Consider the following 15,837-nt stretch of genomic DNA (forward strand, 5'->3'; position numbering starts at 1 on the left):
AGGCAGGAATGACGATAGATTAAGTTTTTATAAGCAGCTCTTATAGTCTCTAGAAGCGAAGCGATCTAGTTTCTAGCGACCGTTCTGCACTCTTAACTTCCCATCAACAGATAACCGAACAACCCAAAACCCAGGATCAGACGGTAAATCACAAACGGCGTCATTCCCATCCGGGAAATCAGTTTCAGAAAGAAATAGATACAGATATAAGCGCTAATAAAGGACGTGATGATCCCGGTCAGCAGAAAACCAACATGAATCGGCTCAGAGCTGGTCGCCAGCTTCAGCCCCTGATAACCACCAGCCAGTACAATAATCGGAATAGACATCAGAAACGAAAATCGTGCGGCCGCTTCACGGGTAAAACCGAGATACAGTGCTGCGGTAATGGTTGCACCAGAACGGGATGTGCCGGGAATAACAGCCAACGCCTGAGCAATACCGATAAACAGCGATTTTTTCCAGTCTGCACTGTATTCCGAATCGTTCAGGTTTGGATTTTTATCCGCCCACCAGAGCAGAACACCAAAGACCACGGTAGTGGTCGCTATCACCCATGCACTACGCAGGTACAGCTCCACGATATCTTTCATCAGGAAGCCGAACACACAGGCAGGGATCGTCGCCAGAACAATCATCCAGGCCAGCTTTGATTCTTTACTGCGCTCACCTTTAAATATGGAGCCAAACAGCGCCGATAGCAGACTGACCACTTCCTTGCGGAAATAAATCACCACTGCCGCCAACGTCCCGATATGAGCGGCAACATCAAATGCCAGACCCTGATCTTCCCAGCCCAGAATGGCAGAAGGAAGAATAAGGTGTGCCGAACTCGAAATAGGCAGGAATTCCGTAAACCCCTGAATCAAAGCTAGCGCAAACGCTTCAAAGTAATTCATTATTATTTATCCGTTAGTAAAACTTGTCCGTTGTTAAAAAGCTTATCTGTTATAAAAAATCCACCGGCGACAAGGTGTCATACCCATCCATTTGCCACCATATCTGTTGTACCGTCCGCCCGTCACCAGGCACCACTCTCTCAGGGCACAACTCATATAACGGCTGAATCACAAATGGATATTTGAAAATATCATCTCTGGGTATCTGAGGAGAAGCCGTGGAAACTAAGTCTCCAAATAAAAGAATATCCAGATCCAACGTACGGTCCTGATACTTCTGCGCCTGCTTTTCCCGCCCCCATGTTATTTCCGTTTCACGTAAGAAATGGGAAAACTCCACCAGAGACAGATCTGTTTCAACCTCAAATACCAGGTTATAGAAAGGCTGACTATCGAACCCGACAGGATCACACTCATAAACGCGGGAAGATCGCAATTCACTCGCGACCGAAGAAAGCGCCGTAAAAGCGGCTTTTACATGCTTCTCTCTGTCAACGTTACTTCCTACGCCAACATATACCGTTGTCATGAGCGGGTTCTTTCAATTTCCACACCCACACCACGAGCCTGAGGAACGGCACCCGGTTTGGTCAGCCGAATTTTGACCTGAGGAACCGAAAAACGTTCCATCAGCAGCTCTGCAACTTCTTCTGCAACACGCTCGACCAGTAAAAAGCGTCCGTTTTCAATATGCTCCAGTACCGCCTGACTGACCTGAGCATAATCCAGCGCGTCCGCTACATCATCACTTTTACCTGCCGGGCGGTTATCGTGCGCCATTTCAATATCCAGAACCAGCTTCTGTTTTATTTCCTGCTCCCAGTCATAAACACCAATAGTGGTAATTACTTCCAGTTGTTCTATAAATACTTTATCCATAATTTCCCTAAAGCAGAGGTCGGATACCCATACCTCTGAAAAACACGTACTATAAAAATACAATCACTATCGAATGTAGATGGAATCCATCGCTGTTTGAGGCCGTTATCATAACAAAGAAATATTCTTATTCTGTATCACTTTTGCGCATCACGAAGAAAATGAATAACAAATTTGGCCGGCAACATTCAGAACCAGGTAGAACTCCATACCATGTAACACTCAGTATCATGTAAAAACAATAGGATAGATATGACACCACTTGCTCCCATCATGATCATTACGGCCTACCTGCTAGGTTCGATCTCAAGTGCTGTCCTGATATGTCGTTTATACAGGCTTCCGGATCCCAGATCAAAAGGCTCTCATAATCCGGGAGCAACGAATGTTCTCAGAATCGGCGGGAAAGGGGCGGCGATTGCCGTTTTGTTATGCGATATGCTGAAAGGCGCGATTCCCGTCTGGTTTAGCTACTTCCTGGGGATTGACGCTTTTATGCTGGGCATTATTGCCATTGCGGCCTGCCTTGGACACATGTTCCCGATATTCTTTCGCTTTAAAGGGGGAAAAGGGGTCGCCACTGCTATCGGCTCTATCGCCCCTATCGGCTGGGATCTGACCGGCATGCTCACCGCTACCTGGCTTCTCACGGCTTTTACCTCTCGTTACTCTTCACTGTCCGCGCTGATTACCGCCCTGCTGGCCCCTTTTTATACCTGGCTGGTCAGGCCGCAGTTTACTCTGCCTGTGGCGATGCTCTGCTGTCTGATTATACTCAGACACCATAAGAACATCCGCCGCTTGTGTGAAGGAAACGAGCCGAAAATAGGGCACAAGAGACTAGAGACTAGAGACTAGAGACTAGAGACTAGAGAAGAATACAGAGCGCTTCGCTTTGAGAGTACAGAAGACCCAATAATTGCATTTTCGGATCAATCATTGGGTTTTATAGTCTCTAGAAGCGAAGCGATCTCGTTTCTAGCCTTAAGATCATTTAATCGGATCCAGTTGATCAATCGGCCACCTTGGTTGTGCCAGTACCGACAAATCCGACGTTTCCCCGTTTTTCAGACGCTGCATTCCGGCATAGGCGATCATCGCACCGTTATCAGTACAGAACTCAGTTCGAGGATAATACACTTCACCGCCGATTTTCTTCGCCAGCCCTTCCAGTTCCGCGCGCAGTTGCTTGTTCGCGCTCACCCCGCCAGCAATCACAATGCGTTTCATGCCCGTCTGTTGCAGTGCACGTTTACATTTAATGGCCAGTGTCGCACACACGGCTTCCTGAAACGCATACGCGATATCCGCGCGCGTCTGTTCATCATTATCGTTGGCCGCAATCGTATTCGCCGCAAAGGTCTTCAGGCCTGAAAAGCTCATATCCAGCCCGGGACGATCCGTCATTGGCCGTGGGAATTTAAACCGGCCCGGCGTGCCTTTCTCTGCCAGACGAGACAACAGAGGCCCGCCCGGATAGTCCAGTCCCATTAATTTGGCCGTCTTATCAAAAGCTTCGCCGGCCGCATCATCAATAGACTCACCCAGAATTTGATACGCACCAATGCCTTTCACTTCCACGATCATCGTATGACCGCCGGACACCAGCAGCGCGATAAACGGGAATGGCGGTGGCGTCTCTTCCAGCATCGGTGCCAGCAAATGGCCTTCCATATGATGAACAGGCACTGCCGGCACATTCCAGGCATACGCAATACTACGACCAATCGTTGCTCCCACCATCAGAGCCCCAACCAGCCCCGGGCCCGCCGTATACGCCACACCGTCGATATCTTTCTGAGTCAGATTGGCCTCTTTCAGTGCCGCTTTAATCAGCGGAATGGTCTTTTTCACATGGTCTCTGGAGGCCAGTTCCGGTACCACACCGCCATAATCCGCATGCAGCTTAACCTGGCTATATAACTGATGTGCAAGCAATCCTTTCTCGTCATCATAGATGGCAACCCCGGTTTCATCACACGAGGTCTCAATACCTAATATGCGCATATCTTATCTGCACGCCTTCTTCGTAAAATAAATTTGCCGCAATATTACCTAATTCAGTAAAATTTGACCACGATAAAGCTTTACAAAGGGTGCCTGATCGGATTAAAATTCGGCACCATTTTTGATCAAGCTGGTTAAAGACCGTTCCATAATGAACAGGTATGAATCACACCAGCATTAACGAATAACCCCTGAGGTGAAAGGCATATGCCAGTAGTTAAAGTACGTGAAAACGAACCGTTCGACGTTGCACTACGTCGTTTCAAACGCTCTTGCGAAAAAGCAGGTATCCTTTCTGAAGTTCGCCGTCGCGAGCACTATGAAAAACCTACTACAGTTCGCAAACGCGCTAAAGCAGCTGCTCAAAAGCGTCACGCTAAGAAGCTAGCTCGCGAAAACGCACGTCGCGTTCGCCTGTACTAATAACTGAATTCAGAAAGGAATTTAGTTATGGCTCTTATTGAACAACTCAAAGAAGAGCAAAAATCTGCGATGAAAGCCAAGGACAAACCGCGCCTTGGCACTATTCGTTTGGCCCTTTCAGCTATCAAGCAACGTGAAGTTGACGAGAAGATCACTCTGACCGACGACGACATCATTGCTGTGCTGACTAAAATGGTTAAACAGCGTCGCGATTCTGTCGCTCAATATGAAACCGCTGGCCGTCAGGATTTAGCTGATGTCGAGCAAGCTGAAATTGCTGTACTTGAGGAATTTATGCCTCAACCGCTTACCGAAGAGGAAGTCGCAGCGCTGATTGAAACAGCGATTGCCGATTCCGGAGCTGCGGGCATGCAAGACATGGGTAAAGTAATGGGCGTGCTTAAGCCACAAATTCAAGGGCGTGCAGATATGGGTAAAGTAAGCGGATTAGTTCGCGCTAAGCTAGCTTAATCACCCACCCAAGTTCCAGCAAGCCGTGCTATCCGATGGAGTGCACGGCTTGTTCGTACCTGCTTATCGTAAATTGACATTCACTTAATCAATTAGAGAACAAGCAACCCTATGGCTGGTCGTATTCCCCGTAGTTTTATTGATGATTTGCTTACGCGAGTCGATATTGTCGACATCGTGGATGCCCGGGTAAAACTAAAAAAGCAGGGGAAAAACTACGGCGCTTGCTGCCCTTTCCACAATGAGAAAACCCCGTCTTTCTCTGTCAGTCAGGAAAAACAGTTCTATCATTGCTTTGGTTGTGGCGCACACGGTAACGCCATTGATTTTCTGATGGAATTTGACCGTCTCGACTTTGTTGAAGCGATTGAAGACCTTGCCTCCGGCGTGGGCCTTCAGGTTCCCAGAGAACAAAGCAGCGGAAAATTCAGCAGCGGCCCTCAGGCCAGCAGCCAGGAAAAGCGCAGCCTGTACGATTTAATGGGCAGTATTGCCCAGTATTATCGCTCTCAGTTGAAAGTGAGTACTAACACCCACGCTATCGACTACCTGAAACAGCGCGGCCTCTCAGGAGAGATCGTCCAGAAATTCAGTATCGGTTACGTGCCGGATGAGTGGGATAGCATTCGCAAAAACTTTGGCCAGCAGAAGCAGACGCAAGACATGCTGGTCAGTGGCGGTATGCTGATCGAAAACGACAAAGGCAACCGTTATGACCGCTTCCGTGGACGCATCATGTTTCCGATACGCGATCGTCGCGGCAGAGTGATCGGCTTTGGTGGCCGGGTACTCGGAGACGGTACACCAAAGTACCTCAACTCGCCGGAAACCCCTATCTTCCACAAAGGTAAGGAACTGTACGGCCTGTATGAAGTACTGCAAGCCTATCGTGAGCCTCCGCAGGTTCTGGTGGTGGAAGGTTATATGGATGTGGTGGCACTGGCGCAGTATGGGGTGGATTACTCTGTCGCTTCGCTGGGTACCTCGACAACCGGCGAACACCTGCAGTTACTGTTCCGACAGACAGACACCGTCGTCTGCTGCTATGACGGCGATAACGCCGGACGGGAAGCCGCGTGGCGGGCGATGGAAAATGCACTTGTGTACCTGAACGGGAACAAGACGCTGAAGTTTATGTTTTTGCCGGACGGAGAAGATCCGGACTCCTACATCCGGAATTTCGGCAAAGAACAGTTTGAAGAGCAAGTGGCTTCCGCGACTCCACTGACCGACTTCCTGTTTAGCGGTCTGATGGCCAGAGTGGTCGACAACAGCAGCCGGGAAGGACGGTTCCGAGTTGTCCACCTCGCAGAACCACTGATTAATTCCGTGCGGGATGAATCATTAAAACTATACTTATGGCAAGAGCTAAGCCTGAAAACAGGGCTGAGTTCTGAACAAGTCCAGAGCGCATTAAGTAAAAGTGCACAAAAAGAAGAGAACACGACGCTAAAACCGCACCGGGAAATCAAACGAACCCCGATGCGTGAAGTGATCGCGCTCTTATTACAGCACCCTTCCTATGTGGAGCAGGTGCCAGATTTAAATAGTGTTAGCGAAATCCCACTACCGGGACTAACTTTATTACTTGACGTGGTTGATAAGTGTCGAATTAATCCCCATATCACCACAGGCCTATTGCTTGAGCATTGGCGAGACAACAGTAACGGAAAATTACTTTCCCGTCTGGCAGCCTGGGAAATCCCGCTGCAGGACGATAATAACGAGCAAGAAATATTTCTGGATGCAATGGACAACATTATTGCTCAATGCATCGAAAAGCAGATCGAAACATTGCAGGCGAAAGAAAGAAGCACCGGTTTATCAACCGATGAAAAGCGGGAGCTGCTAGCTTTGATGCTAGACTTAAAAGCGAACCCCTGATTCGTAGTCAAAAGTTAATCGATTTGTTATAATTGGCGGTTTGCATTTCGCATTCCTACATATCACTCAGACCTGAAGTTGGATATCGTCTATGGATCAAAATCCGCAGTCACAGCTAAAGTCCCTTGTTATCAAAGGCAAGGAACAAGGCTATCTGACCTACGCCGAAGTAAATGACCACCTGCCTGCAGAAATCGTAGATTCTGAGCAGGTAGAAGACATCATTCAAATGATCAACGACATGGGCATTAAAGTCGTTGAAACTGCCCCGGATGCAGATGAGATGTCACTCAATGATGACAATGTCATCACTGACGAAGACGCAGCGGAAGCTGCAGCTGCCGCCCTTTCCAGCGTTGAAAATGAAATTGGCCGGACAACCGACCCGGTTCGCATGTACATGCGTGAAATGGGTACGGTTGAACTGTTGACTCGTGAAGGCGAGATCGACATTGCTAAACGTATTGAAGATGGTATCAACCAGGTTCAATGCTCAGTCGCTGAATATCCGGGAACCATCCCTTACATTCTTGAACAATTTGATAAAGTTCAGGCAGAAGAACTGCGCCTGACTGACCTTATCTCCGGTTTTGTCGACCCGAATGACGAAGAAACCGCAGCACCAACAGCGACTCACATCGGTTCAGAGCTTTCAGAAACCGATCTGGAAGATGAAGACAAAGAAGACATCGACGAAGATGATGACAGCGTAGATGAAGAAGATACCGGTATTGACCCAGAAATGGCTCTGGAGAAATTTACCGAACTACGCAATAACTATCAGGACATGCAACTGGCGATCAACGAACATGGTCGCGATAGCCAGCAGTCCAAGCAAGCGATTGAAACGCTGACAGATGTATTCAAAGAGTTCCGCCTGCTGCCAAAACAGTTCGACTACCTGGTCGGTGAACTGCGCACATCGATGGATCGCGTTCGTACTCAGGAACGTCTGATCATGCGTCAGTGTGTGGAATACGGCAAAATGCCAAAGAAATCTTTCGTTGCCCTGTTTACCGGTAATGAATCTTCTGAAGCATGGCTGGACGAAGTGCTTGCCTCTGACAAGCCATACGCAGAAAAGATCAAACGTAACGAAGAAGACATTCGCCGCAGTATCCAGAAACTGAAAGCCATTGAAGAAGAAACCTCTCTTCAGGTTCAGAGCATCAAAGATATCAGCCGCCGTATGTCTATCGGTGAAGCAAAAGCTCGCCGTGCGAAGAAAGAGATGGTAGAAGCGAACCTGCGTCTGGTTATCTCTATCGCGAAGAAATACACCAACCGTGGCCTGCAGTTCCTTGACCTGATCCAGGAAGGTAACATCGGTCTGATGAAAGCGGTAGACAAGTTCGAATACCGTCGTGGTTATAAGTTCTCGACTTACGCTACCTGGTGGATCCGTCAGGCGATCACTCGCTCTATCGCGGATCAGGCTCGTACTATCCGTATTCCGGTACACATGATCGAAACCATCAACAAACTGAACCGTATCTCCCGTCAGATGCTTCAGGAGATGGGTCGTGAACCACTTCCGGAAGAGCTGGCAGAGCGCATGCAGATGCCGGAAGACAAGATCCGTAAAGTACTGAAAATCGCAAAAGAGCCTATCTCCATGGAAACCCCTATCGGTGACGATGAAGATTCGCATCTGGGTGATTTTATCGAGGATACGACTCTGGAACTGCCTCTGGACTCAGCAACGTCTACCAGCCTGAAAGTGGCCACCAAAGACGTTCTGGCCGGTCTGACACCGCGTGAGGCAAAAGTACTGCGTATGCGCTTTGGTATCGACATGAACACCGACCACACTCTTGAAGAGGTGGGTAAGCAGTTCGACGTAACCCGTGAACGTATCCGTCAGATTGAAGCGAAAGCTCTGCGTAAGCTACGTCACCCAAGCCGCTCAGAAACCCTGCGCAGCTTCCTGGACGAGTAACTCTCAGAGTAATAAGACTTTAATCGTATAAAAGGTGGGCTATGGCTCACCTTTTTTTTATAAAAATGATTTAAGTGGATAAAAACTAAGCGCAATTGGCCTATCAGGCATCTAGACAGTCTGCAAAGCTTCACCTATAATCATCCACCTATCGGCCCCTTAGCTCAGTGGTTAGAGCAGTCGACTCATAATCGATTGGTCCCCAGTTCAAGTCTGGGAGGGGCCACCAGATATACCAAGGCCTGAGAGCATTTTCGCTTCTCAGGCCTTTTTCATTTTCATCCCTTGTGCTACACATGTGCTACATTTAGCCAAATTTATCTGAGTTAAATTATTCAGAGCAGTTGAATCATAGTTAAATATTATGGGCGCTCTATAGGAAGACAAACAGATTTTTGGTAAAGAACACTTCAAAGTATCTAATTCATCGATATTTGGCAAATTCATACGAGAATACTACCAGACCGACTAATACCTGATTCTTCACGCAACTGAGAATTTGTCCTTTAATTCTGAGCCACTGTCTATTCGAAAAGTCGATGGTCGTCAGAGATCCCCCTTTCTAATCACAACACTTGTTGCACAACCAACGCGTTTAGGTAGAATAGGTTCAGAGGATCCAAATGTACCTCGCTAGCCACCCAAGGCGAAGACCGCATCAGGTCAACAATTTTTCTAAAGATATTTATCCCTTATTTGACTTTAAAAGTCGGTGTGTTGGTGGCTGCACGAATTGCCGATAGTTGGAGTTAAATATGCCCAAAAGTACCAAACTCAAGACAGACTCTTTAATCTTTCCATCTGGACGAACAGTAAAAGACTGTCGTCAAGATGCTAAAAAGCTGAAGAAGGATGCTCTATCCCAAAGTGTTAAGCTAAGTACAAGCAAAGCACTTGATAAAGTTGCTGAGCAAAATGGAATGGATTGCGGTTGGAGTAGAGCTGTTCAGGTCCTAAAGACTCGAGCCTCCCTTAATATTTATCCTGTAGTAACAGTGAGCTCTCCCAACGGAGTCGTCATTTCAAGAAATATCGAAAATGTCAAACCACCTAAAAATGAATGTGATGTCATTGCTCTCATTAAAAAACTAGATCCACCGACTTTCGCTAAGGAGCTTCTTGCTAGCCTTGGTACTAAAAGAAAACTTGACGTTGCAATCCTTAATGAGAAGCATGAGCTATACCGAACTGTAGAAATTAATGCTTTTGAGGATTCATACGCCTTTCACCACGGCTTATATGAGAAAGGATTCTACCCTTTAAAAGAGGATTACATTCCAAATGACTTGAGAAGCTTTCATAGCGTTCTTGCTCCAGATGTTGTAGTTCACTCCAATATGCCCGGAATGCGGAATCGACCTGTTGATATTAAGGCTTCTCTGATGATGGCTATGGTGCTATGGCTGGATTATCTTGACAGCGATCCACCGATAGATAATAACGAAGACTTCAACGCCTTAAGAAAAAACCGTCCCAGTTGGACATTCGATATGTGTGCTATGTACTGGAAATTCTCGAAAGACCTAACAGGAAAAACAATGTCAGAAACTCCAGATACCAACATTGAATTGATTGTTCGCTATGCAACTTATTCTGCTTTACAAAAAGTACACAAGCTTTGGGCTCAAAGAGAACAGGCCTCACAATACGAGGGACGAATACTCCCACCAGATACAGCCTTTTAGACTTAACTAATCTCAGAATATGACTCAATAGCATCAAAACCATTTGATGCTATTGAGCAAAGCTTAGAACACAATAAAAACGGTGCGATCCAGCATTAAACTCCTTTGCTAACCCATTGCTATCAATATAAATTAGTGCTCAAGTACCAAAATGCAGTACATCGAGAAGATGTATAGCGGCATTCAAGCAAGCAGTAGGCTATAGCAAAATCAAAAAATGGAGTATTTATGTTCGAAAAGCTTTTAGAGATGGTGTTTTCCGGTATCGTCGGAAACTTCAGCTATAAACGAGTAAAATCACTATTGAGTACACCACAAGATGAAACTGAAGAAAACCTAGAAGACATACCCGAAAGTGGCGTTGTGAAGCCATTACATGATCCACATGACCCCGATATTGAGGATCAATTTGGTCCTAACGTCTATTACAAGAGAAACTTCAGAACCTTCGACATCGTAAATGATCTGTACGATGTAATTGGCTTAGTCAAGTCGCCAATGGTTCATATTGTCATTGAAGACCATCCTTCTACTGCTTGGCATTTGCCACTTGTTGTTGTCGAAGATATGGAATCAAAAGAGTGGTACGTTTTTTCTAAAGGTCGTATGGCCTTTGAAGGTACTGGCGGTGGTCTTGCCGACTCAAAGGATCTTCTTCAGTATCTTATTAATAATAAAATTCGTTTTGCTGGCTGGGTGCTGGACTATGTTAGTTCAGAAAAGCTATCACATGGATGTCGCACTTGGCCTGAGCTAAGAGACAAATGTATACCTCTAATTGCATATAATAAAAACCAGTATTTTTCTAAGTATGTCGTAGATGTAATTGGCGAGTTATCCAAGACTGATAAGTAATCAAGCTAACGATTTCGGGACTGTCCATACACCTATTTTTTGGGAGGGCTGTACCCGAAATCGTAGGACAATGAATCGTTAGTAATCTTGTTAACTACTATGGAAATAGCAAACAATTATATAAATGCAATGAACTGTCACCGCTCTCCTAGACAAATTTCGCCTATTCTTTATCGACAACTCACACATAAATTTGAACTTCATCACACTTTTAACTCAAAGTATTTTTTTACTAAAAAATGGCCCTACAGCGTTCTTTAAGCACCCTCAAAACACATTCAATGGCCCTACACACCATATAGGGCCAAATCTTGCGGTTTAAGCACTGTTGTAACCTAGTACTCACTGATTACCACTCAAGAAGAGAGTACTGATGAATACACTACATACCGAATACCCAAACCCATTGTATACAACAACCGAAGCTGCCCGTTTTTTGAGGCTGAAGACACAAACATTAGCCAAATGGCGGTGTACCGGAAAACATCCAGAACTGCATTGGATCAAAGTTGGCTCAAAGATCCTCTACTCGCAGGAGTCAATCTCTGCATTCCTAGAAAAGAACCAACGGTAGATTGCCTTATGAATAAGAAAATTCAATCCAGAAAACCTAAGTTGCGAACACTTAAAAGAGTAGAAAAAGCAAATCCCCAGAATACGGAACCGAATGGAAATGATATCAACGTAAATCCCCATAAGTCGGGAGCTATACATGCTCATAACGAATTGGCTACTGATAATATGGGAGCTAACGCTACTATCTGTACTGCCAAGCTCAATTCCCATAAAAAGAGAACTGTATCATCAAATCAAGCTACAGAAGCTACCAGCGCAAAAACAAAACCTCACAAAACGAGGGATCATGTAGCTGAACGATACTGCTCGCAGGACAAGATATCTATCTCAGCCGATAGAGTGTGTTTCACTTGCCCATTTCCATCAAAGTATGCAGCGAATTTTGACAACAGAATGTCAAGGATTATGGGAAAGATGGTTCAAGCAGAACCAGCAAACAAATCCGATAACAACTACCGAAAAACCTGCATCTATACAACAAAATCTGGTGCCAGTTTATACATGGCTTGGGAGCCAAAGAAAAAAGGACTGAACTATACTCGGTTTGAAGTTTACATATCAAAACTATCTCCTGATTGCATAAAGGAAATTCAATATTTCTTACGTCAGATCTATGGTTCCTCTTACTTAAAAGTGTTTATGTCAGAAAAAAGTAGAGTAACGAAAATTGAGCTCTCATTTGAAATGACAGGTATTCATGTAGAGGAAGTAATTATAAAAATGAAGAAAGTAAGGACATATCAATACCATAGAAACTCAAATGGATACTCTTCTTATAAACTAATTGGAAGCAAGAAGAGCGACCATATAAAGATCTATGAAGAAAGTGTGAAAACTAATAAGCACTGTCAGTTAATAGAAAGTAATAATCAATCACATGATATTCCCGTTTCAAAGGTAAATATAATTCTAAATCCAAAATTAAACACCACACCAATTAAGGATATTAGTACAACACCATTTAGAATAGATAAGTTTTTTGTTTTAAAAAACTCAATCACATCTTCCATATCAAAATCTTATGTTTACATGATTAACTTGGTTGGTGTCACTGAAGCTCTGGAATCACTACAAGAAGAAGAAAGCAAACAACTTAAACAAGCTCTAGAAGAACACAAACTGGATATTGATGAAAATTATATCAACGAAAGAGTTATAAGTGCATTAATTACTATTGAAGATATTTTCATAAACTAGAAAAATAAAATAAGACCATATCATATAAAATATAGTTAGTAACAATACACCTATCAGTATAATTATCACTGTATAATTATATAAATACCAATATGTATCTATGATACGTATAGAGGATTGTTTTCCATGAATAAACGAAAATATAACCAATATAAGAATTTTAAGAAGCACCATTGGCGTAACAAAATTAATGACAATAGAAGTAATAGCTTTAGTAAGAAGAAAAACGATAAGTTGTTAAAACTATTTGATACTGATAAATATGCATATATAGATAGCTCTAAGAGTTTTATTTCTGCTCTAAAGAGCGAAGAGAATGCTGAATATCAAAGTCAATTGCTCAACCAATATATCGGAAATCCAGAGGAGCATCTTAAGCTCGATCTTGATCGTCTTTTTATAACTATGAGATGTCAGAAGAAGGATATTGAAAGAGTTATGAAAGGAATTTTGACCTTTTCTCCGATGTCCACCGGACAACTTCTAACCATAAGGAAAACAACTGTTGGTTCCGTTAATGGCAGTAGCGATAGAGGAAATAATAGAGGATGGAGCTCTACTCGTCCTCTATATAAACATGCTTTCAAGATAGCTATTAATGGTGATCAGCGTCGTTTTTTTAATGTGTATGTTGCTGATGGCAAAAACCATCCCGAAAACCTGACTTCTCTTAGGATTGACTTCATTCCCAACAGGTTTACAGATTTTGAATTAAGAGCCATATTTGGACACCTAAAATATGTGCTAAAACACCGAAGATACGACCAGATAATCAGAAATGCCAGAGTAACTCGTGTTGATGTCGGTTTTAATATGCCCGGAGTCATGTCTCCATTCGTCTATGCATATACCACAAATTCCAAAGTGAAACATAGCTGCTGCTTTCCAACTGGCACACATAGCCTTAAAGAAACGACATACATTGGTAAACATACCAGATATACTCACACGATTGTCTACGATAAGGGACTCAAAGAATCAAAAAGAGATCTTAAAATCGGTCTGAATAGAGAGTTAGTCAAGAAGAATTTAGATTCAACTCCTCTTACAACACGTATTGAATTAAGATATCGCCCATATAGCTCCACCCCCAAATCTTTAATGCTCAAACAGTTACCAAATATCACTCTTCCGTTACCCAAGCTGAGGTTTATTGATCCGAAAGTTTTGCCATCAGTTTCCAATGACACGCTTGGAGATCTATTAGTAGATAAGACTAATGATGCTGTTAAGAGCTTTAAAACATACCTTAAAGAAACCGGCATAAAATTCAAAGAGCTTAGTCTGGATACACGTTGGTTTAATAGAGCTTGTAAAAGAATGTTAACTCATTATCTTAACCTTATCCAAAAAGCAGACAAACCTAAATCAGAGGAAGTCAAAGAATACTGCGCTACAGGTCGACACCTTCAGGAATTCATACCAGAAAATAAACCTAAGACATCTAATGTGGGGAACCCTCCCCTTCAGATTGCTCAAAAAGCTCAAAATGCAGCAATCAAAGGTAAATCTCAATACATTGCTATTATTGCCGGTGCTGGCTCCGGTAAGACGAGAGTTATTAGTGAAAGAGTAAACTTCTTAGTCAATGAAAAACAGATAGATCCCCGAATCATCACGGTTCTGGCTTTCACTAATACTGCTGTCAATGAAATGAAGTTACGTATGACCTACTCTTCGATGCCCAATATCAGTACATTCAGTGCATGGTGTCTATCTCTATTAAAAATATATCTACCTGAAGAATATGCAGATATCGATGTTCTGAATAAAGAAGGACAAAAAGAACTGCTATTAGAAGTAATTGATGAACTAGAAATAACAGAATCAGCAACAACGATACAGCTAAAAAACATCTTTAGCGCACATGTTAACCTATTAAAATCCTTTGAGAAACTGATGGGCGATCCTGCTTTTAAGCTTAACTGTACATTAGCCGAGGCAAAAAACAGCCATCTACTCTATAAAAAGAAAAAGCAGAATCTTGGAGTCATTGACTACGATGATATGCTGTACTTGGTATATAAAAACTTAAAGAAAAAGGGGCTTGCCAAGAGAGTCGCTGATGCCAATACGTATTTGATCATGGATGAAATGCAAGATTCCAACATCATACAGTGGAGAATAATTGATCAGCTAATAAATAGTGGAATCCGTCTGTTCTGTGTCGGAGATCCCGCTCAGGCTATCTTTTCTTTTCGTGGTGGATCATATCAACACCTCGAAAACTTTGAGGAATATGCCAAAGGTGGAAAAGTTTTTCATCTAGACCATTCTTATCGTCTACCTTCAGAAATCATAAATGTAAGCAATGAAATACGTACACAACTTGGTTACCATCCCTCTTATGCACTTAAAAAGAGTGGACAAAAGCCATTCATTGCAGAATTTAGTAGCTTACACGAGGTTACCGATTGGATAATTCCTTACATCGCCAATCAACTGCGTGATGGAACACGAACTAAAGAGATAAAAATACTCATACGAACCAATAGAGCTGCAAAGCATATAAAGCGTCTGTTAATGGAATACTTCAAACCCAGCAACTTTCTTTCGGCAGAAGACATTGATCAAATAGTCATAACCATGCATAAAGCAAAGGGTATTGAGTGCAAAGTCTGTTATGTCATTGATCCTCGATTTTGGCACTGTATACCAGATACCAAAGATAATGACCTTCGACTAATGTATGTGGCGTTAACACGTGCAAGTGAAGAACTGTATATCTGTAGGTCTTTGACAGGAAAACGTATATACAAAGACACTAAAGAGAAATATATGCTTGATATACTTGCTGAAAAAGAAGAATTGCATGAGTTTATTGATAGATTAAATTAAATATACTGACTTAATACACATTCGAACCACATTGGATAAAAACCTTTAATATCCATAGTAACTACACGCCAATGTGTAGAAAATTGCTAAAATTTTTTGACAACTCATTATGCATTAGATACCTTATCATCTCGGCTATATGGAAGCCTGCCCACTCCAGACGGCAAACTCCACATTGGAACCA

Annotated in this window: 14 protein-coding genes and 1 tRNA gene; 11 read left to right on the plus strand and 4 right to left on the minus strand. The window is 43.5% G+C overall.

What is annotated here, in order from left to right:
- Window positions 1–92 precede the first annotated feature (92 nt).
- Genes DI392_RS08615 through folB form a run of 3 tightly spaced genes read right to left on the minus strand, consistent with a single transcriptional unit; the run spans window position 93 to window position 1,778 of the window.
- Window positions 93–899 carry an undecaprenyl-diphosphate phosphatase gene (locus tag DI392_RS08615; RefSeq protein ID WP_109319514.1) on the minus strand — a complete coding sequence of 269 codons (807 nt, stop codon included), beginning with the start codon at window positions 897–899 and terminating at the stop codon, window positions 93–95.
- A gap of 49 nt (window positions 900–948) precedes the next feature.
- Complete coding sequence (gene folK, locus DI392_RS08620; protein WP_109319515.1) at window positions 949–1,428, minus strand: 2-amino-4-hydroxy-6-hydroxymethyldihydropteridine diphosphokinase; 480 nt, start codon at window positions 1,426–1,428, stop codon at window positions 949–951.
- Window positions 1,425–1,778, minus strand: a complete 354-nt coding sequence (gene folB, locus DI392_RS08625) for a dihydroneopterin aldolase (protein WP_109319516.1) — start codon at window positions 1,776–1,778, stop codon at window positions 1,425–1,427. Before folB ends, folK begins: the two co-directional genes overlap by 4 nt.
- Window positions 1,779–2,030: 252 nt before the next feature.
- Here folB and plsY point away from each other — a divergent pair, with 252 nt between their 5' ends.
- Window positions 2,031–2,636, plus strand: a complete 606-nt coding sequence (plsY, locus tag DI392_RS08630; protein WP_109319517.1) for a glycerol-3-phosphate 1-O-acyltransferase PlsY — start codon at window positions 2,031–2,033, stop codon at window positions 2,634–2,636.
- Between the two features lie 132 nt (window positions 2,637–2,768).
- On the opposite strand, the gene tsaD is transcribed toward plsY, so the two are convergent.
- The gene (gene tsaD, locus DI392_RS08635; protein WP_109319518.1) at window positions 2,769–3,785 is read right to left on the minus strand and encodes a tRNA (adenosine(37)-N6)-threonylcarbamoyltransferase complex transferase subunit TsaD; all 1,017 of its coding nucleotides are present in this window, start codon (window positions 3,783–3,785) and stop codon (window positions 2,769–2,771) included.
- 207 nt (window positions 3,786–3,992) lie between these two features.
- Here tsaD and rpsU point away from each other — a divergent pair, with 207 nt between their 5' ends.
- The 10 genes from rpsU to DI392_RS08685 all read left to right on the plus strand — a co-directional run bounded on the left by rpsU (window position 3,993) and on the right by DI392_RS08685 (window position 15,653).
- Window positions 3,993–4,208: a 30S ribosomal protein S21 gene (rpsU, locus tag DI392_RS08640; protein ID WP_001145625.1), complete on the plus strand. Its 216-nt coding sequence runs from the start codon at window positions 3,993–3,995 to the stop codon at window positions 4,206–4,208.
- Between the two features lie 27 nt (window positions 4,209–4,235).
- On the plus strand, window positions 4,236–4,679 hold the full coding sequence (locus tag DI392_RS08645) for a GatB/YqeY domain-containing protein (protein WP_109319519.1): 444 nt from the start codon (window positions 4,236–4,238) through the stop codon (window positions 4,677–4,679).
- A 111-nt stretch (window positions 4,680–4,790) separates the two neighbouring features.
- A complete protein-coding gene (gene dnaG / locus DI392_RS08650; protein WP_109319520.1) occupies window positions 4,791–6,563 on the plus strand; it encodes a DNA primase in 1,773 nt (590 codons plus the stop codon).
- A 91-nt stretch (window positions 6,564–6,654) separates the two neighbouring features.
- Window positions 6,655–8,502 carry an RNA polymerase sigma factor RpoD gene (gene rpoD, locus DI392_RS08655; protein WP_109319521.1) on the plus strand — a complete coding sequence of 616 codons (1,848 nt, stop codon included), beginning with the start codon at window positions 6,655–6,657 and terminating at the stop codon, window positions 8,500–8,502.
- A gap of 153 nt (window positions 8,503–8,655) precedes the next feature.
- Window positions 8,656–8,731, plus strand: a tRNA-Ile gene (locus DI392_RS08660).
- A gap of 526 nt (window positions 8,732–9,257) precedes the next feature.
- A complete protein-coding gene (locus DI392_RS08665) occupies window positions 9,258–10,187 on the plus strand; it encodes a hypothetical protein (RefSeq protein WP_109319522.1) in 930 nt (309 codons plus the stop codon).
- Between the two features lie 228 nt (window positions 10,188–10,415).
- The gene (locus DI392_RS08670; RefSeq protein WP_109319523.1) at window positions 10,416–11,042 is read left to right on the plus strand and encodes a hypothetical protein; all 627 of its coding nucleotides are present in this window, start codon (window positions 10,416–10,418) and stop codon (window positions 11,040–11,042) included.
- A 373-nt stretch (window positions 11,043–11,415) separates the two neighbouring features.
- Complete coding sequence (locus DI392_RS20010; protein WP_109319524.1) at window positions 11,416–11,616, plus strand: helix-turn-helix domain-containing protein; 201 nt, start codon at window positions 11,416–11,418, stop codon at window positions 11,614–11,616.
- Between the two features lie 8 nt (window positions 11,617–11,624).
- Window positions 11,625–12,815 (plus strand): hypothetical protein, encoded by a 1,191-nt coding sequence (locus DI392_RS08680; RefSeq protein WP_109319525.1) that lies wholly within the window; start codon window positions 11,625–11,627, stop codon window positions 12,813–12,815.
- A gap of 126 nt (window positions 12,816–12,941) precedes the next feature.
- On the plus strand, window positions 12,942–15,653 hold the full coding sequence (locus DI392_RS08685) for a DEAD/DEAH box helicase (RefSeq protein ID WP_109319526.1): 2,712 nt from the start codon (window positions 12,942–12,944) through the stop codon (window positions 15,651–15,653).
- Window positions 15,654–15,837: the final 184 nt, after the last annotated feature.

It is taken from the genome of Vibrio albus (genome assembly GCF_003144035.1).
GTDB classification, from domain to species: domain Bacteria; phylum Pseudomonadota; class Gammaproteobacteria; order Enterobacterales; family Vibrionaceae; genus Vibrio; species Vibrio albus.

Excerpts from the sequence above, each read along its gene's own strand:
- DI392_RS08665 (WP_109319522.1), top strand. The coding sequence starts at position 9,258 with ATGCCCAAAAGTACCAAACTCAAGACAGACTCTTTAATCTTTCCATCT.
- DI392_RS08670 (WP_109319523.1), top strand. The coding sequence starts at position 10,416 with ATGTTCGAAAAGCTTTTAGAGATGGTGTTTTCCGGTATCGTCGGAAAC.
- tsaD (WP_109319518.1), bottom strand. The coding sequence starts at position 3,785 with ATGCGCATATTAGGTATTGAGACCTCGTGTGATGAAACCGGGGTTGCC.
- DI392_RS08615 (WP_109319514.1), bottom strand. The coding sequence starts at position 899 with ATGAATTACTTTGAAGCGTTTGCGCTAGCTTTGATTCAGGGGTTTACG.
- plsY (WP_109319517.1), top strand. The coding sequence starts at position 2,031 with ATGACACCACTTGCTCCCATCATGATCATTACGGCCTACCTGCTAGGT.
- DI392_RS08645 (WP_109319519.1), top strand. The coding sequence starts at position 4,236 with ATGGCTCTTATTGAACAACTCAAAGAAGAGCAAAAATCTGCGATGAAA.
- rpoD (WP_109319521.1), top strand. The coding sequence starts at position 6,655 with ATGGATCAAAATCCGCAGTCACAGCTAAAGTCCCTTGTTATCAAAGGC.
- dnaG (WP_109319520.1), top strand. The coding sequence starts at position 4,791 with ATGGCTGGTCGTATTCCCCGTAGTTTTATTGATGATTTGCTTACGCGA.
- DI392_RS08685 (WP_109319526.1), top strand. The coding sequence starts at position 12,942 with ATGAATAAACGAAAATATAACCAATATAAGAATTTTAAGAAGCACCAT.
- folB (WP_109319516.1), bottom strand. The coding sequence starts at position 1,778 with ATGGATAAAGTATTTATAGAACAACTGGAAGTAATTACCACTATTGGT.
- rpsU (WP_001145625.1), top strand. The coding sequence starts at position 3,993 with ATGCCAGTAGTTAAAGTACGTGAAAACGAACCGTTCGACGTTGCACTA.
- DI392_RS20010 (WP_109319524.1), top strand. The coding sequence starts at position 11,416 with ATGAATACACTACATACCGAATACCCAAACCCATTGTATACAACAACC.
- folK (WP_109319515.1), bottom strand. The coding sequence starts at position 1,428 with ATGACAACGGTATATGTTGGCGTAGGAAGTAACGTTGACAGAGAGAAG.
- DI392_RS08680 (WP_109319525.1), top strand. The coding sequence starts at position 11,625 with ATGAATAAGAAAATTCAATCCAGAAAACCTAAGTTGCGAACACTTAAA.